This window comes from Methyloceanibacter sp. (assembly GCF_049590335.1).
Classification (GTDB): Bacteria; Pseudomonadota; Alphaproteobacteria; order Rhizobiales; family Methyloligellaceae; genus Methyloceanibacter.
Map to the genome: position 1 here is coordinate 14403 of NZ_JBAWCQ010000112.1, position 19344 is coordinate 33746.

Annotated in this window: 28 protein-coding genes and 1 pseudogene; all 29 read right to left on the reverse strand. The window is 59.7% G+C overall.

Translation table 11 applies throughout. The features are described from left to right. Positions 1-33: 33 nt before the first annotated feature. Positions 34-402: a 30S ribosomal protein S13 gene (rpsM, locus tag WBQ77_RS08825; protein WP_424044200.1), complete on the reverse strand. Its 369-nt coding sequence runs from the start codon at positions 400-402 to the stop codon at positions 34-36. A 199-nt stretch (positions 403-601) separates the two neighbouring features. After that, positions 602-1252 (reverse strand): adenylate kinase, encoded by a 651-nt coding sequence (locus tag WBQ77_RS08830; protein ID WP_424044199.1) that lies wholly within the window; start codon positions 1250-1252, stop codon positions 602-604. Next, entirely contained in the window at positions 1249-2580 is a 1332-nt protein-coding gene (gene secY / locus WBQ77_RS08835) for a preprotein translocase subunit SecY (protein ID WP_424059851.1), read from the reverse strand. The genes WBQ77_RS08830 and secY overlap by 4 nt, the downstream gene beginning before the upstream one ends. A 73-nt stretch (positions 2581-2653) precedes the next feature. Further along, the gene (gene rplO / locus WBQ77_RS08840) at positions 2654-3268 is read right to left on the reverse strand and encodes a 50S ribosomal protein L15 (RefSeq protein WP_424059868.1); all 615 of its coding nucleotides are present in this window, start codon (positions 3266-3268) and stop codon (positions 2654-2656) included. Positions 3269-3279: 11 nt separating this feature from the next. Next, positions 3280-3483, reverse strand: a complete 204-nt coding sequence (gene rpmD / locus WBQ77_RS08845) for a 50S ribosomal protein L30 (protein ID WP_424044197.1) — start codon at positions 3481-3483, stop codon at positions 3280-3282. Between the two features lie 25 nt (positions 3484-3508). Further along, on the reverse strand, positions 3509-4072 hold the full coding sequence (gene rpsE, locus WBQ77_RS08850) for a 30S ribosomal protein S5 (RefSeq protein WP_424044195.1): 564 nt from the start codon (positions 4070-4072) through the stop codon (positions 3509-3511). Between the two features lie 21 nt (positions 4073-4093). After that, the gene (rplR, locus tag WBQ77_RS08855) at positions 4094-4456 is read right to left on the reverse strand and encodes a 50S ribosomal protein L18 (RefSeq protein ID WP_424044203.1); all 363 of its coding nucleotides are present in this window, start codon (positions 4454-4456) and stop codon (positions 4094-4096) included. A gap of 11 nt (positions 4457-4467) precedes the next feature. Further along, a complete protein-coding gene (gene rplF, locus WBQ77_RS08860; protein ID WP_424059853.1) occupies positions 4468-5001 on the reverse strand; it encodes a 50S ribosomal protein L6 in 534 nt (177 codons plus the stop codon). A gap of 29 nt (positions 5002-5030) precedes the next feature. After that, positions 5031-5429: a 30S ribosomal protein S8 gene (gene rpsH / locus WBQ77_RS08865; protein WP_424044191.1), complete on the reverse strand. Its 399-nt coding sequence runs from the start codon at positions 5427-5429 to the stop codon at positions 5031-5033. Between the two features lie 8 nt (positions 5430-5437). Continuing rightward, the gene (gene rpsN, locus WBQ77_RS08870) at positions 5438-5743 is read right to left on the reverse strand and encodes a 30S ribosomal protein S14 (RefSeq protein WP_424044189.1); all 306 of its coding nucleotides are present in this window, start codon (positions 5741-5743) and stop codon (positions 5438-5440) included. Positions 5744-5772: 29 nt separating this feature from the next. Then, entirely contained in the window at positions 5773-6330 is a 558-nt protein-coding gene (gene rplE, locus WBQ77_RS08875) for a 50S ribosomal protein L5 (protein WP_424044187.1), read from the reverse strand. Next, positions 6323-6643, reverse strand: coding sequence for a 50S ribosomal protein L24 (gene rplX / locus WBQ77_RS08880; protein ID WP_424044185.1), 321 nt, complete (start codon positions 6641-6643; stop codon positions 6323-6325). The genes rplE and rplX overlap by 8 nt, the downstream gene beginning before the upstream one ends. Positions 6644-6645: 2 nt before the next feature. Continuing rightward, positions 6646-7014 carry a 50S ribosomal protein L14 gene (gene rplN, locus WBQ77_RS08885; protein WP_424044184.1) on the reverse strand — a complete coding sequence of 123 codons (369 nt, stop codon included), beginning with the start codon at positions 7012-7014 and terminating at the stop codon, positions 6646-6648. Positions 7015-7062: 48 nt separating this feature from the next. Continuing rightward, positions 7063-7308, reverse strand: coding sequence for a 30S ribosomal protein S17 (gene rpsQ / locus WBQ77_RS08890; RefSeq protein ID WP_424044182.1), 246 nt, complete (start codon positions 7306-7308; stop codon positions 7063-7065). 11 nt (positions 7309-7319) lie between these two features. Next, complete coding sequence (rpmC, locus tag WBQ77_RS08895; protein ID WP_069438079.1) at positions 7320-7520, reverse strand: 50S ribosomal protein L29; 201 nt, start codon at positions 7518-7520, stop codon at positions 7320-7322. 3 nt (positions 7521-7523) lie between these two features. Next, positions 7524-7937 (reverse strand): 50S ribosomal protein L16, encoded by a 414-nt coding sequence (rplP, locus tag WBQ77_RS08900; protein WP_424044180.1) that lies wholly within the window; start codon positions 7935-7937, stop codon positions 7524-7526. 18 nt (positions 7938-7955) lie between these two features. Further along, complete coding sequence (gene rpsC, locus WBQ77_RS08905) at positions 7956-8675, reverse strand: 30S ribosomal protein S3 (protein ID WP_424044178.1); 720 nt, start codon at positions 8673-8675, stop codon at positions 7956-7958. After that, positions 8675-9055, reverse strand: coding sequence for a 50S ribosomal protein L22 (gene rplV, locus WBQ77_RS08910; RefSeq protein WP_424044176.1), 381 nt, complete (start codon positions 9053-9055; stop codon positions 8675-8677). Before rplV ends, rpsC begins: the two co-directional genes overlap by 1 nt. 2 nt (positions 9056-9057) lie before the next feature. After that, a complete protein-coding gene (gene rpsS, locus WBQ77_RS08915; protein WP_424044174.1) occupies positions 9058-9339 on the reverse strand; it encodes a 30S ribosomal protein S19 in 282 nt (93 codons plus the stop codon). 3 nt (positions 9340-9342) lie between these two features. Continuing rightward, a complete protein-coding gene (gene rplB / locus WBQ77_RS08920; protein WP_424059855.1) occupies positions 9343-10182 on the reverse strand; it encodes a 50S ribosomal protein L2 in 840 nt (279 codons plus the stop codon). Positions 10183-10186: 4 nt separating this feature from the next. Then, positions 10187-10480 (reverse strand): 50S ribosomal protein L23, encoded by a 294-nt coding sequence (locus WBQ77_RS08925; protein WP_424059857.1) that lies wholly within the window; start codon positions 10478-10480, stop codon positions 10187-10189. Beyond that, positions 10477-11097, reverse strand: a complete 621-nt coding sequence (gene rplD, locus WBQ77_RS08930; RefSeq protein ID WP_424059859.1) for a 50S ribosomal protein L4 — start codon at positions 11095-11097, stop codon at positions 10477-10479. The genes WBQ77_RS08925 and rplD overlap by 4 nt, the downstream gene beginning before the upstream one ends. Continuing rightward, a complete protein-coding gene (gene rplC / locus WBQ77_RS08935; RefSeq protein ID WP_424044167.1) occupies positions 11097-11864 on the reverse strand; it encodes a 50S ribosomal protein L3 in 768 nt (255 codons plus the stop codon). The genes rplD and rplC overlap by 1 nt, the downstream gene beginning before the upstream one ends. Positions 11865-11896: 32 nt before the next feature. After that, positions 11897-12205, reverse strand: a complete 309-nt coding sequence (gene rpsJ, locus WBQ77_RS08940; protein WP_045367562.1) for a 30S ribosomal protein S10 — start codon at positions 12203-12205, stop codon at positions 11897-11899. A gap of 65 nt (positions 12206-12270) precedes the next feature. Continuing rightward, positions 12271-13461 (reverse strand): elongation factor Tu, encoded by a 1191-nt coding sequence (gene tuf, locus WBQ77_RS08945; RefSeq protein ID WP_424059862.1) that lies wholly within the window; start codon positions 13459-13461, stop codon positions 12271-12273. Positions 13462-13513: 52 nt separating this feature from the next. Beyond that, on the reverse strand, positions 13514-15589 hold the full coding sequence (fusA, locus tag WBQ77_RS08950) for an elongation factor G (protein WP_424059864.1): 2076 nt from the start codon (positions 15587-15589) through the stop codon (positions 13514-13516). 21 nt (positions 15590-15610) lie between these two features. Continuing rightward, on the reverse strand, positions 15611-16081 hold the full coding sequence (rpsG, locus tag WBQ77_RS08955; RefSeq protein WP_424044162.1) for a 30S ribosomal protein S7: 471 nt from the start codon (positions 16079-16081) through the stop codon (positions 15611-15613). Between the two features lie 41 nt (positions 16082-16122). Further along, entirely contained in the window at positions 16123-16494 is a 372-nt protein-coding gene (gene rpsL / locus WBQ77_RS08960) for a 30S ribosomal protein S12 (RefSeq protein WP_045367566.1), read from the reverse strand. A gap of 359 nt (positions 16495-16853) precedes the next feature. Continuing rightward, positions 16854-19344 (reverse strand): annotated as a pseudogene (locus WBQ77_RS08965) (DNA-directed RNA polymerase subunit beta'); the annotation flags it as partial.

The following is a 19344-nucleotide window of genomic DNA, read 5'->3' on the forward strand; positions in this document are numbered from 1 at the left end:
CGAATAGAAGCCTGGCCGCGCGTACTTACGTCTCTACTTCTTCTTACCTGCGATCGGCTTAGCCGGACCCTTGCGTGTCCGCGCATTGGTATGTGTGCGCTGGCCGCGGACCGGCAGACCGCGGCGATGCCGCAGGCCGCGATAGCATCCTAAGTCCATGAGGCGCTTGATATTCATCGACACTTCGCGCCGAAGATCGCCCTCGACCACATAATCGCCGTCGATCGTCTCACGAATCTGGATCACTTCGGATTCGGTGAGCTCGTTCACCCTCCGTTCGGAAGGGATGGAAACCTTTCCACAGATTTCCTTGGCATAGGCATCGCCAATCCCATGGATATAAGTCAGCGCGATCTCAACCCGCTTGTGGGTCGGAATGTTCACGCCTGCAATTCGGGCCACGTCGTCGCCTCCTCATACAGCACGCGCCAACGTGCTGAAATTAAAAATTAAATTAGCCTATATGAAACACAACAAGACCGACCGCGGACAGGCAACGCCCCCGGGTCCGGTCAGTCCATCAAGCCATTGAACGCGTTTATGTAGCGATTCCGCTTGACAAGGTCAACTGGCCCGGAGCCCCGAAAAACTGTGTTTGAGCCTATTCGCCATCCAGCGCTTGATCTATCTCCTTCTGAACCGTCGAAATATCGGCCATACCATCGACGGTCCTGACCTTACCTTGTGTCGTGTAATAGCCGACCAGCGGCTCTGTTTGTGCGTGATATGCCTTGAGCCGCTCGCGAACGACTTCTTCGGTATCGTCCTTACGGCGCTTGAATTCTGTTCCACCACACCGATCGCAAACACCCTCGGCCTTCGGCTTCTTGAAGAGGGTGTGATACCCCTCACCGCAACTAGCGCAGGTATACCGGCCGGTAATGCGGCCAACGAGCGACTCGTCGTCCACATTGATCACCACGACCCGATCTACCCCATCCCCGCGGGACGTCAGAAGCTCGTCGAGGGCCTCGGCCTGGGCGATGGTTCTCGGAAAACCGTCGAGGATGAACCCCGCGCCGCCTTCCTCCTCGTCCATCCGCTCGGAGATTAAGCCAATGACGATCTCGTCGGGCACGAGTTCGCCGCGCTCCATGATTCTGCCGGCCTGCTGGCCAAGCTTGGTGCCCGCCGCGACCGCTGCCCGCAACATGTCGCCCGTCGACAGCTGTACCATGTCGCGGATGTCCTGCAACCGCTTGGCTTGTGTACCCTTCCCGGCGCCCGGGGCACCCAGCATCACCAAGTTCATCGCCGCCGACCCCTCAGCTTGGCCTTCTTGATCAGCCCCTCATACTGGTGAGCCAGAAGATGGCTCTGAATCTGAGCCACGGTATCCATGGTCACGCTCACGACGATAAGGAGCGAGGTGCCGCCGAAATAGAACGGGACGCCCCATTCGGCGATGAGAATCTCAGGCAGCACGCAGACTGCGGCCAGGTAGAGCGCACCGACCACGGTGATCCGCGTGAGCACATAGTCGATATATTCGGCCGTACGCTCGCCAGGCCGGATCCCGGGCAGGAAGCCGCCATATTTCTTCAGATTGTCGGCCGTCTCCTTGGGATTGAAGACGATGGCCGTATAGAAGAAGGCGAAGAAGATGATCAGCGAAACGTAGATCAGGATGTAGAGCGGTTGCCCGCGGCCCAGCATGGCCGTCACCGAGTTTAGCCACTCGGGCCCCTGACCGGCCGAGAAATTCGCGACCGTGATGGGCAGCAGCAGAAGTGACGAGGCGAAGATCGGCGGAATCACGCCGGCGGTGTTCAACTTGAGGGGCAGATGGGATGCATCGCCCTGGAACATCTTGTTGCCGACCTGGCGCTTTGGATATTGCACTAAGAGTCGTCGCTGCGCCCGCTCCATGAAGACGATGAAGCCGATAACGACTATCGCGAATATGAACAAGACGATGATCAGTCCTGCGGACAAGGCACCCTGGCGGCCAAGCTCCAGCGTTCCGATCAAGGCTGAGGGCAGCTCTGCCACAATGCCTGCATAGATGATCAGCGAAATGCCGTTACCGACGCCGCGCGCCGTAATCTGCTCGCCGAGCCACATCAGGAAGACCGTGCCGCCCACCAGCGTGATCACGGTCGTGATGCGGAAGAACCAGCCCGGATCGGTGACGATATTGCCAGCGCCCTCAAGGCCAACGGCAATGCCGTAACCCTGCAGCGCGGCAAGAAGCACCGTGCCGTAGCGCGTATACTGGTTGATCTGGCGCCGCCCCTGCTCGCCCTCTTTCTTGAGTTGCTCAAGAGTCGGCGAAACGGTCGTCAGAAGCTGAATGATGATCGATGCCGAGATGTACGGCATGATGTTGAGCGCGAAGATCGCCATACGGCCAACAGCGCCGCCGGAGAACATGTTGAACATGCCCAAAATGCCGGACTGCTGCTGCTTGAAAACGTCGGCGAGCGCCTGAGGGTTGATGCCGGGAATCGGAATGTAGGTTCCGAGCCGGTAGATCACGAGCGCGACCAGCGTGAACATGATGCGCTGCTTGAGTTCGTGGGCGTTCTTAAACGCCCCGAAATTCAAGTTCGACGCGAGCTGTTCTGCAGCGGATGCCATTGGCGCTCTTCCCTTCCCCAAGTCGATCCGACGGCCTTACAGCAAGGCCGCTGCGCATCGATTCGGACCAGTCCTACTCGGACGTGTTCTTCTTCGCTGCGGATTTCTTCGCCGCCGCCTTCTTGGGGGTGGACTTTTTCGCTGAAGGCGTCTTCGAGATCGACTTGGCGGTTACCTTGGCGGCCTTCTTGGGGGCGCCCTCACCTTCCGGCTTGGCCCTCCGCTGCGGCATCGAGGTCAAAGTCACCGTTCCACCGGCCGCCTCGACGATCTTGACGGCACCGCTGGATGCACCCGTCAGCTCGAAGGATACCTTGGCTTTCAACTCGCCCTTGCCAAGCAGGCGGACACCGTCGCGGGCGCGGCGAATAACGCCGGCTTCCACGAGCGCCTCGACCGTGACCGGCTTGGAGGCATCCAGCTTCTTGTCGTCGATGGCAGCCTGAATGCGGCCCACATTCACCTCGTTATAGTCCTTGGCGAAGATGTTGTTGAAGCCACGCTTCGGCAGGCGCCGGTGCAGCGGCATCTGACCGCCTTCGAAGCCCTTAATGGCAACGCCCGAACGCGATTTCTGACCCTTCTGTCCGTGACCAGAGGTCTTGCCCAGGCCGGAACCCAGACCGCGTCCAACACGCTTCTTCGAGGTTGTCGCGCCGGGAAGGTCGCGAAGATCGTTCAGTCGCATCATCTATATCCTTAGGCTCCGGCGTCGTCCTCGACGATCCGCACCAGATGGCTCACCTTGGCCACCATGCCGCGCACCTCGGGGCTGTCGACCAGCGTCCGCCGCTTATGCATCTTGTTCAGGCCGAGCCCGATAAGGGTCGCGCGCTGCTTGCCGGGTCGGCGGATCGGGCTTCCGATCTGCTCCACGACGATTGTTTTCTTAGTCTCGGCCATCTTACTTCAACCCTATCTCGAGGCTTTAGGCCTGCGCCTCGGCCCCGTCGCCCGCCTGATCGCGGCGGCGCGAAACGATTTCGCTGACCTTCTTCCCGCGCCGTGCGGCCACGCCACGGGGGCTATCCTCATGGCGCAGCGCATCGAACGTGGCACGCACCATGTTGTAAGGGTTCGAGCTTCCGAGCGACTTCGCAACCACATCCTGGATACCAAGCGTCTCGAACACCGCGCGCATCGGACCGCCCGCAATGATACCAGTGCCGGGAGGAGCCGCGCGCAAAATCACCTTGCCCGCTCCATGCTGTCCGCGCACGTCATGGTGCAGCGTCCGGCCCTCGCGCAGCGGCACCTTGAGCAGGTTGCGCTTCGCAGACTCGGTTGCCTTGCGGATCGCCTCGGGCACTTCGCGCGCCTTGCCGTGGCCGAAACCGACCCGGCCCTTCTGATCGCCAACAACGACCAGCGCGGCAAAGCCGAAACGACGTCCGCCCTTCACCACCTTCGCGACGCGATTGATGTGAACGAGCTTGTCGACGAATTCGCTGTCGCGATCGTCGCGATCTCTACCTTGATGGCCTCGTGCCACGGTCGATCCTTTCCGAATACCCTAAAAGTTTAGACCCGCCTCGCGGGCCGCTTCTGCGAGCGCCTTGATGCGCCCGTGATAAATGTAGGCGCCACGGTCAAAGATCACGTCCTTGACCCCGGCTTTCACGGCCCGTTCAGCTACGAGCTTGCCGACGGCCTCCGCCGCCGCTGTATCGCTTCCCTTAGGCAACGCGCCTTTGATGTCCTTGTCGAGGCTCGAGGCGAATGCGAGCGTCTTGCCCTCGCGGTCGTCGATCACCTGCGCATAGATATGCTTCGAGGAACGGAACACCGACAGACGCGCACGTCCGTTGGCCGCCCGCTTCAGCGAATGCCGTACTCGGCGCGCGCGACGCGCAAAGCTGTTGTTCAACGTACCCATCATCAATCCTGCTACTTCTTCTTGCCTTCCTTACGGAAAATGTACTCGCCGGCATATTTCACGCCCTTGCCCTTATAGGGCTCCGGCGGACGATGACGGCGGATCTCTGCCGCAACCTGGCCGACCTGTTGCTTGTCGATGCCACTAACCACGATCTCGGTCGGCTTCGGACACTTGACCTCGATCCCTTTTGGGATCGCGAAGTCAACGTCGTGACTGAAGCCGAGCTGCAGCTGAAGGGTCTGCCCCTTCATCGCCGCGCGGTAACCGACCCCGTTGATCTCGAGCGTCTTCGAAAAACCCTCAGTCACGCCGGTGACCAGGTTGGCAACGAGCGTGCGCGACATGCCCCACATCGCCCGGGAGTCCTTGGTGTCCTCGACCATGCCGATCTCGATGCCACCGTCGCCCATCTTGGCGATGACATGGTCGACCAGCACGTGGCTGAGCTCGCCCTTAGGTCCCTTGACCTTGACTTCCTGACCGTCCACCGAGGCTGTGACGCCGCCTGGTAGAGAGACTGGTTTCTTGCCGATGCGCGACATTGATAAAACCTTCGCTTCAAGTAGCTCCGCTAGAATACGCTGCAGAGAATCTCACCGCCGACATTCTCGTTACGCGCCTGCGAGTCCGACATGACACCCTTGGGCGTCGAAAGAATAGACACACCCAGACCGTTCGCCACGGTGGGCAGGTTCTTCACCGAGGAGTACACACGCCGCCCCGGTGTCGACACCCGCTTGATGTCCTTGATCACCGGCTCGCCGTCGAAGTACTTGAGCTCGATTTCAAACTCAGACTTGCCCCCGTCATAATCGACGCGTGCATAGCCACGGATATAACCCTCGTCAGCCAGCACATCGAGCACATGCTCCCGCAGCTTGGAGGTTGGCGTTGAGACGTTGGTCTTACGCCGCATCTGCGCATTGCGGATGCGGGTTAGCATATCGCCAAGAGGATCGTTAATGCTCATCGAAGTCCTTACCAGCTCGACTTAACCATGCCGGGGATCAGCCCGTTGCTTGCCAGATCGCGCAAAGCAATGCGTGACATGCGAAGTTTGCGATAGTAGCCGCGCGGTCGCCCAGTGAGATCGCAGCGGTTGTGAATACGTGTCGGCGAGGCATTGCGCGGAATCTCCGCCAGCTTTAGTCGCGCCGCGAAACGCTCCTCGGCCGGAATCGACTGGTCGGCGGCAAGCGTCTTCAGCCGCGCCCGACGCGCCTCGTATTTCTTAGCAAGGCGGCGGCGCTTCTTGTCCCGCTCGATCATGCTCGTCTTAGCCATTCAGTCCTCCTGTTACAGCCGGCCCATGCCTAGCTGCGGAACGGAAAGTTCAAACCCTTCAAAAGCGCGCGCGCCTCATCGTCGCTCTGCGCCGTCGTACACACGATGATGTCCATACCGAGCACGTCTTCCACCTTGTCGTAATCGATCTCGGGGAAAACGATGTGCTCCTTCAGACCCATCGAATAATTTCCACGCCCGTCGAAGCTCTTCGGATTGAGTCCACGGAAGTCGCGAACACGCGGAAGCGCGATGTTCACGAGCCGGTCGATAAACTCGTACATACGGCTCTTGCGCAGTGTGACCTTCACACCAACCGGCATCCCCTCACGGAGCTTAAAGGCGGCGATTGACTGCCTCGCCTTGGTGATCACGGGGCGCTGACCGGCGATAAGACCGAGATCATTGGCCGCTGCCTTGACCTTCTTGGAATCGTTCACGGCCTCGCCCACGCCGATGTTTAACACCACCTTCTCAAGGCGCGGAATCTGCATGACGTTCTTGTAAGCGAACTCCTTCTCGAGATCGCTCTTGATAACGTCGTGATACTGCTGCTTAAGCCGCGGTATATATGCCTGCTCAGCCATCGATGACCTCGCCGGAACGCCTGGCAAAACGCACCTTGCGTCCGTCCTTCAAAAATTTGTAGCCGACGCGCGTGGGTTCCCCGTCTTTGGGGTCCTCAAGAGCGAGATTAGAAATATGGATCGGGGCTTCCTTGGTAATGATGCCTCCCTCCTGCGACGCCGTCTGACGCTGGTGATGGCGCATCTGCGCCACACCCTGCACCACGGCACGGTTTTCGGTCGGCAGGACCTTCAGCACTTCGCCGCGTTTGCCTTTGTCCTTGCCCGTGAGCACCACAACGTGGTCGCCCTTCTTGATCTTCAAGCCCGCCATAATCAAAGCACCTCCGGGGCGAGCGAAACGATCTTCATGTGCTTCTTCGCCCGCAACTCGCGCGTTACGGGGCCGAAGATGCGCGTACCCACCGGCTCGCCCTGCGCATTGACCAAAACCGCCGCATTGCGATCAAACCGGATCAGTGAGCCGTCCTGACGTCGCACGCCCGTGGCGGTGCGCACGATCACGGCTTTCATGACCTGGCCCTTCTTCACCCGGCCGCGCGGAATTGCTTCCTTGACGCTGACCACAATAGTGTCCCCAATCGAGGCATATTTCCGCTTCGAGCCGCCCAGCACCTTGATGCATTGCACGCGCTTTGCACCGGAATTGTCGGCGACCTCGAGATTGGTCTGCATCTGAATCATGGCGTTCGCCCTTATTCAGGCCCTCAACGAGGCCCTTCTTTAGTCGCCTTAGCTGGCTGCCTGCTCACGCGGCAGAACCACCCAACATTTTTGCTTCGAGATCGGTCCGCACTCTTCGATCGATACCTTCTCGCCCACCTTGAACTCATTGTTCTCGTCGTGCGCGTGGTAATTCTTCGAGCGGCGAACCACCTTATGAAACAGAGGATGCGTGAAGCGACGCTCGACCTTGACCACAACGGTCTTGTCGTTCTTGTCGCTCACCACGATCCCATTCAATACGCGTTTCGGCATCGTTCTTACCTTTAAGCTTTCGCTGCGGCGCTCTTAACGCGCGCGATCGTTTTTACGCGCGCGATGTCGCGACGCACCTGCCGAACCCGCGCCGTATTCTCAAGCTGCCCGGAAGCGGCCTGGAAACGCAGGTTGAACTGCTCTTTCTTCAACTTGACCAACTCGTCATTGAGCTGATCGATCGTCATATCATTCACTTGGCTCGCTTTCATCGCCTAACCCTCGATGCGCGCCACAACGCGCGTCTTGATCGGCAACTTCGCCGCTGCGAGCCGCAGCGCTTCGCGAGCCACCGGCTCACCCACACCATCGATCTCGAACATGATGCGGCCCGGCTTGACCCTAGCCGCCCAAAACTCGGGCGTACCCTTGCCCTTACCCATACGGACTTCGGTCGGCTTCTTCGAAACCGGGACGTCCGGGAAGATGCGTATCCAAACACGGCCAGCACGCTTCATCTGACGCGTCATGGCACGACGCGCCGCTTCGATCTGTCTAGCAGTGACGCGCGCAGGCTCCTGCGCCTTCAGACCGAAGGTTCCGAAGTTCAGCGCAGATCCGCCCTTGGCCGCACCTTTGATGCGACCCTTGTGCATCTTGCGGTACTTTGTGCGTTTCGGTTGCAGCATAATTCTTAAGTCCTGCCCTTAGCCATGCGCCCGGGCAGAATCGCGCCGACCACCGGAACGTCCACCTTCTTGCGCCTCAAGGGCCTTAGTCTCCTGGGCCATGGGATCGTGCTCCATGATTTCGCCCTTAAAGATCCAAACCTTGATGCCGATAATTCCGTAAGCTGTACGTCCAAGCGCCGTGCCGTAGTCGATATTGGCGCGCAGCGTGTGCAGCGGCACACGGCCCTCGCGATACCATTCCATGCGCGCGATTTCCGCGCCGCCAAGCCGGCCCGAGCAATTGATACGGATCCCCAACGCTCCCATCCGGGTCGCAGACTGAACCGCCCGCTTCATGGCTCGGCGGAACGCCACACGGCGCTCGAGCTGCTGAGCAATACCCTCGGCCACCAGCGTCGCATCGATCTCGGGCTTGCGCACCTCGGCAATGTTCAGGTGAACGTCGGAGTCCGTCATCGTCGCAAGCTCCTTACGGAGCAACTCGATATCGGCGCCCTTCTTACCAATCAGAATGCCGGGACGTGCGGTGTAGACCGTGACGCGGCACTTCTTGTGCGGGCGCTCGACAACCACCTTGGAGATGCCGGCCTGCTTACGCGTCTTGAGGATGTGCTTACGCATCTTGAGGTCTTCGTGCAGCAGGTCTGCATACTCGCCACGCGAGGCAAACCAGCGCGAATCCCAAGTGCGGTTGACGCCGAGCCTAAGCCCGATCGGGTTGACTTTCTGTCCCATCAAGCGGGCTCCTCAACTTGACGCACGACGACGGTCATCTGCGAAAATGGCTTCAAGATCCGCGCAGCCCGACCGCGTGCCCGCGCCTGAATGCGCTTCATCACGATATTCTTGCCTACATAGGCTTCCGACACGACCAACGCGTCCACGTCGAGGTCGTGATTGTTCTCTGCATTCGCGATAGCCGACTCCAAGGTCTTCTTGACGTCCTTGGCGATGCGTTTGCGCGAGAAGGCGAGATCGGCCAATGCGCGATCGACCTTCTTCCCCCGAATGAGCTGAGCAACCAGGTTCAGCTTCTGCGGGCTGGTGCGAATAAGCCGGGTGACGGCTTTCGCTTCGTTGTCCTTGAGCGTGCGCTCTCTTTGCGGCTTGCCCATGACTAGCGGCCCCTCTTCACTTTACGGTCGGCGGCATGGCCGTGATAGGTCCGCGTCGGCGAGAACTCGCCGAACTTGTGACCCACCATGTCCTCGGTCACCAGCACCGGAACGTGCTTCTGCCCGTTGTGGACACCAAACGTCAGCCCCACGAATTGCGGGAGAATGGTCGAACGGCGCGACCACATCTTGATGATGGCGTTGGAACCGCTCTGACGCGCCTTCTCCGCCTTCTTCAAGAGAAAGCCGTCAACAAACGGGCCTTTCCAAATCGAACGTGCCACGTTTTATCCCTTCTTCTTCTTCAGATGGCGGCTGCGCAGAATGTATTTGTCGCTCGCCTTGTTGGTGCGCGTCCGCTTGCCCTTGGTGGATTTACCCCAAGGAGTGACCGGATGCCGGCCACCAGACGTCCGCCCTTCACCACCGCCATGCGGATGATCGATCGGGTTCATCGCCACACCGCGAACCACGGGCTTGCGCCCTTTCCAACGGGTGCGGCCGGCCTTGGACAACGACACATTGGAGTTGTCCGGGTTAGAGACAGCGCCCACCGTCGCCATGCAGGCAGACGGAACCATGCGCGTCTCGCCAGAGTTCAAACGCAGGATCGCATAACCGGAGTCGCGGCCCACGAGCTGAACATAGGCGCCCGCAGCGCGTGCCATCTGACCGCCCTTGCCCTGCTTCATCTCCACATTGTGGACGATGGTGCCGATGGGCATGTTGGCCAGCGGCATCGCGTTGCCCGGCTTCACGTCGACCTTGTCGTCGGCGATCACCTTGTCACCCGGCGCAAGACGCTGCGGCGCAAGGATGTAGGACAGCTCGCCGTCCTCATACTTGATCAGCGCGATAAAGGCCGTACGGTTCGGATCGTATTCCAGCCGCTCGACGGTCGCCGACACGCCACGCTTGGTCCGCTTGAAATCGACCAAACGATAGGTGCGCTTATGACCGCCGCCACGATGCCAGATCGAAACGCGTCCTGTGTTGTTGCGGCCACCGGATTTGTTCAAGCCTTCTGTCAACGGTTTGACGGGCTTGCCCTTCCACAGATGACTGCGGTCCACGAGCACCAGCTGACGCTGGCTCGCCGTGGTCGGTTTGAATGTTTTCAACGCCATAGCGCTAGATCCCTGTCGTCACGTCGATCTTGTCGCCTTCGGCGAGCTTGATGACGGCCTTCTTCGTATCCTTCTGGGTGCCCTTAATGCCCCGGAAAAACTTGGTCTTACCCTTACGGGTCAACGTATTCACGGCCAAGACCTTGACGCCGAACAGCTTCTCAACCGCGTCTTGGATCTGCGGCTTCGTCGCGTCGAGGCGAACCTTGAACACCACCTGATTAGACTCGGACGCCCCACTCGATTTCTCGGTGATGACCGGTGCCAAAATCACGTCATATGCAGCAAGCGCACTCATTTGAACCGAGCCTCCAGCGCCGCGAGCGCGGCCTTGGTCAGCACGAGCTTCTCGTGCCGCAAGATGTCGTAAACGTTGATGCCCTGAACCGGCAGAACATCCACATGCGGGATGTTGCGCACCGCGAGCGCAAAATTCGTCTGCACCTCGGTACCGTCAACGATCAGCACGGAATCGAATCCGAGCTTGTCGAACTGCGTCTTCAGCGCCTTCGTCTTGGCATCCTTCACATCGCAAGAGTCGATCACGATGAGTTCTTCGGCTTTGGCCTTAGACGACAACGCATGCCTCAGCGCCAGCGCACGAACCTTCTTCGGCAAATCGAAGGAAAAGCTGCGGGGCTTCGGACCAAAGGCCTTGCCGCCCCCACGAAATAGGCCAGGCTTGGCGCTGCCGTGACGGGCACGGCCGGTACCCTTCTGCCGGAACATTTTCGCGGTCGTCGCGGTGATCTCCGAACGATCCTTCGTCGCAACAGTGCCGGCGCGGCGCTTGGCCAGCTGGTAGCGGACCATGCGATGAAGCAAGTCGGCGCGCGGCTCCAATCCGAAAACATCATCAGACAGATCCACGGTTCCCGCCTTCTTGGCGTCGAGCGTTGTTACATCCGCTTTCATTACGCGTTCTCTCCACCCTGCGCCGACTGGCCCTGCTCGGCGTCGGTAGGTGCCTCAGCCGCGGCGCTCTTAGCCGGCGCTTGATCTTCGGCGCTCTTCCGGAATGCACCGGGAACCGGTGCACCGTCGGGCAGCGCCCGCTTAACCGAGTCGCGCAAGAGAACCCAACCACCCTTGGAGCCGGGAACGGCACCGCGGATCATGATCAGCCCACGATCGACATCCGTCTTCACAACACGCAGATTTTGCGTCGTGACGCTGACGTCGCCCATGTGGCCGGCCATCTTCTTGCCCTTGAACACCTTGCCAGGATCCTGGCACTGACCCGTGGAGCCTAGGCTTCTGTGGTTGATCGACACACCATGGCTGGCCCGAAGACCGCCAAATCCGTGCCGCTTCATGCCACCGGCAAAACCCTTACCGATCGACGTGCCCGAAGCATCGACGAACTGACCCTCAATGAAGTGATCGGCGGTGATCTCCGCACCCACATCGATCATGTTCTCGGGGCTCACACGGAACTCCGCAACCTTTCGCTTAGGCTCGACATTGGCCACGGCGAAGCTGCCGCGCTCTGCGCGCGTCAAACGCTTCACTTTCGCACGGCCGACGCCGAGCTGAACGGCCGTGTAGCCATTCTTCTCCGCGGTCCGCTGACCGACAACCTGGCAATTCTCCAGACGCAGCACCGTGACTGGGATGTGCTCCCCAGCATCAGTGAAGATTCTGGTCATGCCGACCTTTTGCGCGATAACACCTGATCGCATCTAACTAATTCCTTGCCTGGTCCAGCAGCCGGTTAAAGCTTAATCTCAACATCCACGCCGGCGGCGAGATCGAGTTTCATCAGAGCATCGACCGTCTGCGGCGTGGGATCGACAATATCGAGCAGCCGCTTATGCGTCCGCATCTCGAATTGCTCCCGGCTCTTCTTGTCGATATGCGGAGAGCGGTTCACGGTGAACTTCTCGATACGGGTCGGCAGCGGGATAGGCCCGCGGACGTCCGCACCGGTACGCTTCGCCGTGTTGACGATCTCCTTGGTCGACGCATCGAGAATGCGATGGTCGAAGGCTTTCAGCCTAATTCTTATGTTCTGGCTCTGCATCTCGACGGCCTTAGGTTAGAAAAAACGCGCCGCCCAAAACGGAGCGGCGCACTTCTCAATTATCTCTACTCAATGATCGACGACACCACGCCGGCGCCGACGGTGCGGCCACCCTCACGGATAGCGAAGCGGAGCTTCTCTTCCATCGCGATCGGCACGATCAGCTCAACGGTCATGGCGATATTATCGCCCGGCATCACCATCTCGGTGCCTTCCGGCAGCTCGCACACACCCGTCACGTCGGTCGTGCGGAAGTAGAACTGCGGACGGTAGTTGCCGAAGAACGGCGTGTGGCGACCACCCTCTTCCTTGGTGAGGATGTAAGCCTCGGCCTTGAACTTCGTGTGCGGCGTCACGGAACCGGGCTTGGCCAGAACCTGTCCACGCTCGACACCCTCACGATCGACACCACGGAGCAGGCAGCCAACGTTGTCGCCCGCCTGGCCCTGATCGAGTAGCTTGCGGAACATCTCGACGCCGGTAACGGTCGTCTTGCTCGTGGGCTTGATGCCGACGATCTCGACTTCCTCGCCAACCTTGACCACGCCGCGCTCGATACGTCCGGTGACCACGGTGCCACGGCCCGAGATCGAAAACACGTCCTCGATCGGCATCAGGAACGCCCCATCGATGGGACGATCAGGCTGCGGGATGTACTCGTCGACGGCCTTCATCAGCTCGAGAACGGCTTTCTGGCCGATCTCGGGATTGCTCTCCTCGATAGCGGCAAGAGCGGAGCCCTTGACGATCGGGATGTCGTCGCCCGGGAACTCATACTTGGACAGAAGCTCGCGAACTTCGAGCTCGACGAGATCCAGAAGCTCTTCGTCGTCGACCTGGTCGACCTTGTTCAGGAACACCACCAGAGCCGGCACACCGACCTGACGGGCGAGCAGGATGTGCTCGCGAGTCTGCGGCATGGGGCCATCGGCAGCGGACACCACCAGAATGGCGCCATCCATCTGCGCGGCGCCCGTGATCATGTTCTTCACATAGTCAGCGTGGCCCGGGCAGTCGACATGCGCGTAGTGACGGTTCTCGGTCTCATACTCGACGTGCGCCGTGGAGATCGTGATGCCGCGGGCCTTTTCTTCAGGCGCCTTATCGATCTCATCGTAAGCGGTGAACGTTGCGCCGCCGGTCTCAGCCAATGTCTTGGTGATAGCAGCGGTCAGTGTCGTTTTACCGTGATCGACGTGACCAATCGTTCCGATGTTGCAATGCGGCTTTGACCGGTCAAATTTCTCTTTAGCCATTTTGGCTCTCCATTCCTCTCACCAAAAGTGAAAAACTCAAACGCCCAATCGGTTAGGCGAATTTAGCTTGCACTTCTTCAGCCACCGCCTGCGGAACCTGCGAATAGCTGTCGAACTGCATCGTGAACTGCGCGCGCCCCTGGCTCATGGAGCGCAACGTGTTCACATAACCAAACATGTTGGCTAGCGGGACCATGGCATTGATTACCGTCGCGTTGCCACGGGCCTCTTGGCCCCGGACCTGACCACGGCGGCTGGTTAGATCGCCAATGATACCGCCCACATATTCTTCCGGCGTCACCACTTCAACCTTCATCATCGGCTCAAGCAGTTTCGGCGCGGCTTTTAGAGCCCCTTCACGGAAGGCCGCACGGGATGCTATCTCGAACGCCATCACAGACGAGTCAACGTCATGCGACGCGCCGTCAACCAGCGTGCACTTAACATCAAGGATCGGGAAGCCAGCGAGGATACCCGCATCGATGACGCTCTGAACGCCCTTCTCGACGCCCGGTATAAACTCCCTCGGCACGTTGCCACCGACAACCTTGTTCTCGAACATATAGCCCTCACCAGCCTCTCCCGGCTCGATGATCATCTTGACGCGGGCGAACTGGCCCGAGCCACCGGTCTGCTTCTTATGGGTGTAATCGACGTTGGACGTCTTCGTGAGCGTCTCGCGATACGCCACCTGGGGCGCACCCACATTGGCCTCGACCTTGAACTCTCGCTTCATGCGATCGACGATGATGTCAAGGTGAAGTTCGCCCATGCCCTTAATGATGGTCTGACCAGATTCGTGGTCCACCGACACGCGGAAGGACGGATCTTCCTGGGCCAGACGGTTAAGAGCAACACCCAGCTTTTCCTGGTCGCTCTTGGTCTTGGGCTCTACGGCGACCTCTATAACAGGATCGGGGAACTCCATACGCTCAAGGATCACCGCCTTGCTGGGATCGCTCAACGTGTCACCCGTTGTGACGTCCTTCAGCCCCGCAATGGCGACGATGTCGCCCGCATAGGCTTCCTTGATATCTTCACGGTGATTGGAGTGCATCAGCAGCATACGGCCAATGCGCTCTTTCTTGTCTTTCACGGTGTTGACCAGAGTCTGACCCGACTCGACCTTACCGGAATAGATACGGCAGAAGGTCAACGACCCCACAAACGGGTCGTTCATGATCTTAAAAGCCAGCATCGAGAGCGGCGCATCGTCCGACGCCGGACAGTCGACTTCCTCTTCCGTCTTCGCATCGATGGCCTTGATGGCCGGCACATCGAGCGGCGACGGCAGATAGTCGACCACAGCATCAAGAAGCGGCTGCACACCCTTGTTCTTAAACGCCGAGCCACACAGGATCGGCACGAAATCGAGGTTGCAGGTGCCCGTGCGGATCAGCTCTTTCAGCTTCTCCTGGGGAATTTCTTTGCCTTCGAGATAGGCCTCCATGGCCTCCTCGTCGACCTCGACCGCCTGCTCAACCAGCATGTCGCGGTACTCGACAGCTTTGTCCTGCAGGTCAGCCGGAATGTCCGCATCGTGGAACGAGGCGCCGAGCGACTCGTCGTCCCAAACAACCGCCTTCATGCGAACGAGGTCGACAATGCCCGCAAAGTCGGACTCAGCACCAATCGGCAGCTGAAGCACGATCGGGTTTGCGCCGAGGCGCTTCTTGATCATGTCGACCGACATGAAGAAGTCGGCACCGATCTTGTCCATCTTGTTCACGAAGATCATGCGCGGCACGGCGTATTTGTCGGCCTGACGCCAGACCGTCTCGGTCTGCGGCTCCACGCCCTGGTTTGCATCGAGCAACGCGACGGCGCCGTCGAGCACACGCAAGGACCGCTCGACCTCGATCGTGAAGTCCACGTGACCGGGCGTGTCGATAATGTTGATACGCTTGTCGTTCCAGAACGCGGTCGTTGCAGCCGACGTAATGGTGATACCGCGCTCCTGCTCCTGCTCCATCCAGTCCATGGTGGCCGCGCCATCATGAACTTCGCCGATCTTGTGACTCTTACCAGTGTAGTAGAGCACGCGCTCGGTCGTGGTGGTCTTGCCGGCATCGATATGCGCCATGATACCGATGTTGCGGTAGTCCTTAAGGGGCGTCTTGCGGGGCATCGTTCGAGTTCCTTGAACCGGTTACCAGCGATAGTGCGAGAAGGCACGATTGGCTTCCGCCATCCGGTGGGTGTCCTCGCGCTTCTTCACGGCCGAACCGCGATTGTTGACGGCATCCAGAAGTTCACCCGACAGCCGCTCCACCATCGTGTTCTCGTTGCGTCCGCGCGCCGCAGAGATAATCCAACGAATGGCCAGCGCCTGGCGCCGATCGATACGGACCTCGACAGGCACCTGATAGGTTGCACCGCCGACGCGGCGGGAACGCACCTCAATCGCAGGCATGACGTTCTGCAGCGCCTGATGGAACATTTCGATCGGGTTCTGCTTGACCTTCTCTTCCATCTGGTCGAGCGCGCCATAAACGATCCGCTCTGCAGCCGACTTCTTGCCGTCCAGCATGATCGAGTTCATGAACTTGGTGAGCACCAGATCCCCAAACTTGGGATCGGGAATGATCTCCCGCTTATCAGCTTTGTGCCGCCTGGACATATCGCTTCAATCCGTTCCTTAAAAACCAAAAAAGCGCCCCACTACTTGGGCCGCTTGGCTCCGTATTTCGAGCGCCGCTGACGGCGGGCGCTGACGCCTTGCGTGTCGAGCACGCCGCGAATGATGTGGTAGCGCACGCCGGGAAGATCCTTCACACGGCCGCCACGGATCATCACCACCGAATGCTCCTGAAGATTGTGCCCCTCACCAGGAATGTAGCTTGTCACTTCCTGCTGGTTGGTCAGACGCACGCGCGCGACCTTCCGGAGCGCCGAGTTCGGCTTCTTCGGCGTCGTGGTGTACACGCGGGTGCAAACCCCCCGCTTCTGCGGGCAGGCCTGCATGGCCGGCACTTTGTTGCGCTTCACCGGAGCCTTGCGCGGCTTCCGGATCAATTGCTGAATCGTTGGCATGGCGGCCTTAGCGTCCAATCATTCTGAAGGCGAAATCGCCTCGTTCAACCACGGGCGAGATCGCCCAAAACACAAGAGCTGAAGCTGCGAGTCGTCCCTCGCGTCCTTCAGCGCCAAAAACAGAGGATCTTGAGGGATACCCCTCAAGATCATGACCCCGATCTGATCCCGGTTAGTCCGGCAGCGTCTAACCCGCGCCCAAAAAGGGCGACATTTCGGTGGGCTACCGCCTGCCGTTGAGTGGCCGCGTTGTATCAGGCCATTTCTTGCAACGTCAAGGGCTCAAGTGCCCGAATTCAGGGGCCAAGCACCGTTTTTCGACGGATTTGCCGCTTGGCCCCCAATATCTCCTCATACAGCTACGCAGAAGCGCCGTCAGTAGTGTCTTCCGGCACTGCTTCGCCGCTGGCCGCTTCTTCGGGTACGGCCTCTCCAGCCGGCTCAATCGCCTCCTGGGCCGAGCGCTGACGCTCTTCCACAATCAGCTCATCGCGATGGGTGGCGATTCGGTTGAGCCGCGAGAGCATGCCGCCCGTACCGGCCGGGATAAGTCGGCCGACGATGACATTCTCCTTGAGCCCTTCGAGCGCATCCTTCTTTCCGTTGACCGCGGCGTCGGTGAGGACACGCGTGGTCTCCTGGAACGAGGCCGCCGAAATGAACGACCGGGTCTGAAGGCTCGCCTTGGTGATACCGAGCAGGACGTGCTGGCCCTCGGCCTTCTTGCCGCCCGCATCTTCTGCCACCGTATTGGCGTCTTCGAAGTCGATGCGATCCACTTGCTCGCCCTTGAGGAACTCGGTGTCACCCGGATCGTCGATCTCGATCTTCTTGAGCATCTGGCTGACGATCACCTCGATATGCTTGTCGTTGATCGTCACGCCCTGGAGCCGGTAGACCTCCTGAATCTCGTTGACGAGATAGTTGGCAAGTTCCTCGACGCCCTTAATAGCCAGGATATCGTGCGGCGCGGGGTGGCCGTCGAGAAGGTACTCGCCTTTCTCAATGCGGTCACCCTCCTGGACCGTCAGATGCCGGCCTTTCGGAATCAGGAACTCAACTGCCTCTGCGCCGTCCTCGTCCGGAACAATGCTGATCCGCCGCTTGTTCTTATAGTCGCGGCCGAGCTGCACAATGCCCGAGATCTCAGCGATAATGGCGTGATCCTTGGGACGCCGCGCCTCAAACAGCTCGGCAACGCGCGGCAGACCACCCGTGATATCGCGGGTCTTGGCGCTCTCCATCGGGATACGCGCCAGCACGTCACCAGCCTTCACGTCGCTGCCTGACTCCACCGACAAGACCGCGTCGACCGGAAGCAGGTAACGGGCGTCGCCGCCACGTGACAGCTTTCCGATCTCGCCCTTCTTGTCCTTGATTGCCATGGCCGGACGTAGATCGGCGCCGCGCGGTGAGGCACGCCAGTCGATGATCACGCTATTGGTGATACCCGTCGATTCGTCGCGCTGCTCCGAAACGGAGACACCTTCGACGAGATCCTCGAATTCGACCTTACCTTCGATTTCGGTAAGCACCGGCCGCGTATAAGGATCCCACTCGGCGAGACGATCCCCGCGCTTGACCTTATCGCCATCGTCCACCCGCAGATGCGTACCGTAAGGCAGGCGGTGGGTGGCCAGCTCAGCCCCATCGTCGTCCAGGATCACAATGGCCATGTTCCTGGTCATGACCATGTGCCGGCCTTGCGAGTCCTCAACGACGTTGCGCTGCTTGATCTTAACAGTGCCCTCGAAAGCGGACTCCAGCGATGACTGATCCGCAACCTTGGAACTCGCCACGCCACCCAGATGGAAGGTCCGCATGGTGAGCTGAGTACCCGGCTCACCGATCGACTGCGCCGCGATAACACCCACGGCCTCGCCCATATTGACGGGCGTACCCCGGGCCAAGTCGCGCCCGTAGCACTTGCCGCAAATGCCGTTACGGGTTTCGCAGGTCAGCGCCGAGCGCACACGGATCTCTTGGACCCGCGCGTTCTCGATAGCTTCAACATGCTCTTCCTCAATCAGCTCGCCCTGCGCGACGATGACATCGCCGGTCGCCGGGTTCTTGACGGGATCGGCCGTCGTGCGACCCAGCACGCGCTGGCCAAGCGACACAGTCACTTCACCCGCATCAAGAACGGCGCGAACGGTAATGCCGCCCTCGGTTCCGCAATCCTCTTCGGTGACGATGCTGTCCTGCGCGACGTCAACAAGACGACGCGTCAGATATCCTGAGTTCGCCGTCTTCAAGGCGGTATCGGCCAGACCCTTCCGGGCGCCGTGGGTGGAGTTGAAGTACTCCATCACCGACAGACCTTCCTTGAAATTCGAGATGATCGGCGTCTCAATGATCTCACCCGACGGCTTGGTCATCAGACCGCGCATACCGGCAAGCTGCTTCATCTGCGCGGGAGAACCACGCGCACCAGAATGGGACATCATATAGATTGAGTTGATCGGCTTCTCGCGGCCGGTCTCCTGGTCCACCTGCACAGAGGAAATGCGCTTCATCATTTCCTTTGCGACGAGCTCGGTGCACTCGGTCCAGGTGTCGACCACCTTGTTGTATTTCTCACCACGCGTGATTAGACCGTCATTGTACTGCTGCTCGTATTCGCGCACGAGCTCGGTCGTCTTGTGGATGATATCGTCCTTGGTCTCCGGGATCACCATGTCGTCCTTGCCGAACGAGATGCCGGCCCGGCAGGCGTAGCGAAAACCAAGTCCCATGATCTTGTCGCAGAAGATGACCGTCTCCTTCTGACCGCAATGGCGGTAGACCACATCGATCATCTTGGAGATTGCCTTCTTCGTCAGAAGCTGGTTGACCTGGTCGAAGCTGACC

Coding starts and splice junctions, on each gene's coding strand:
- rplV (WP_424044176.1), bottom strand. CDS start 9,055: ATGGGCAAGCCGCAAAGAGAGCGCACGCTCAAGGACAACGAAGCGAAA.
- WBQ77_RS08925 (WP_424059857.1), bottom strand. CDS start 10,480: ATGAGTGCGCTTGCTGCATATGACGTGATTTTGGCACCGGTCATCACC.
- rplN (WP_424044184.1), bottom strand. CDS start 7,014: ATGATTCAGATGCAGACCAATCTCGAGGTCGCCGACAATTCCGGTGCA.
- rplD (WP_424059859.1), bottom strand. CDS start 11,097: ATGAAAGCGGATGTAACAACGCTCGACGCCAAGAAGGCGGGAACCGTG.
- fusA (WP_424059864.1), bottom strand. CDS start 15,589: ATGCCCCGCAAGACGCCCCTTAAGGACTACCGCAACATCGGTATCATG.
- rpsQ (WP_424044182.1), bottom strand. CDS start 7,308: ATGCCGAAACGCGTATTGAATGGGATCGTGGTGAGCGACAAGAACGAC.
- tuf (WP_424059862.1), bottom strand. CDS start 13,461: ATGGCTAAAGAGAAATTTGACCGGTCAAAGCCGCATTGCAACATCGGA.
- rplR (WP_424044203.1), bottom strand. CDS start 4,456: ATGGGTACGTTGAACAACAGCTTTGCGCGTCGCGCGCGCCGAGTACGG.
- secY (WP_424059851.1), bottom strand. CDS start 2,580: ATGGCATCCGCTGCAGAACAGCTCGCGTCGAACTTGAATTTCGGGGCG.
- rpmD (WP_424044197.1), bottom strand. CDS start 3,483: ATGGCCGAGACTAAGAAAACAATCGTCGTGGAGCAGATCGGAAGCCCG.
- rplO (WP_424059868.1), bottom strand. CDS start 3,268: ATGCGACTGAACGATCTTCGCGACCTTCCCGGCGCGACAACCTCGAAG.
- rpmC (WP_069438079.1), bottom strand. CDS start 7,520: ATGAAAGCGAGCCAAGTGAATGATATGACGATCGATCAGCTCAATGAC.
- rpsJ (WP_045367562.1), bottom strand. CDS start 12,205: ATGCAGAGCCAGAACATAAGAATTAGGCTGAAAGCCTTCGACCATCGC.
- rpsC (WP_424044178.1), bottom strand. CDS start 8,675: ATGGGACAGAAAGTCAACCCGATCGGGCTTAGGCTCGGCGTCAACCGC.
- rpsH (WP_424044191.1), bottom strand. CDS start 5,429: ATGAGCATTAACGATCCTCTTGGCGATATGCTAACCCGCATCCGCAAT.
- rplC (WP_424044167.1), bottom strand. CDS start 11,864: ATGCGATCAGGTGTTATCGCGCAAAAGGTCGGCATGACCAGAATCTTC.
- rpsL (WP_045367566.1), bottom strand. CDS start 16,494: ATGCCAACGATTCAGCAATTGATCCGGAAGCCGCGCAAGGCTCCGGTG.
- rplX (WP_424044185.1), bottom strand. CDS start 6,643: ATGGCGGGCTTGAAGATCAAGAAGGGCGACCACGTTGTGGTGCTCACG.
- rpsN (WP_424044189.1), bottom strand. CDS start 5,743: ATGGCTAAGACGAGCATGATCGAGCGGGACAAGAAGCGCCGCCGCCTT.
- WBQ77_RS08830 (WP_424044199.1), bottom strand. CDS start 1,252: ATGAACTTGGTGATGCTGGGTGCCCCGGGCGCCGGGAAGGGTACACAA.
- rplE (WP_424044187.1), bottom strand. CDS start 6,330: ATGGCTGAGCAGGCATATATACCGCGGCTTAAGCAGCAGTATCACGAC.
- rpsG (WP_424044162.1), bottom strand. CDS start 16,081: ATGTCCAGGCGGCACAAAGCTGATAAGCGGGAGATCATTCCCGATCCC.
- rplF (WP_424059853.1), bottom strand. CDS start 5,001: ATGTCGCGCATCGGCAAGAAACCAGTCTCTCTACCAGGCGGCGTCACA.
- rplB (WP_424059855.1), bottom strand. CDS start 10,182: ATGGCGTTGAAAACATTCAAACCGACCACGGCGAGCCAGCGTCAGCTG.
- rplP (WP_424044180.1), bottom strand. CDS start 7,937: ATGCTGCAACCGAAACGCACAAAGTACCGCAAGATGCACAAGGGTCGC.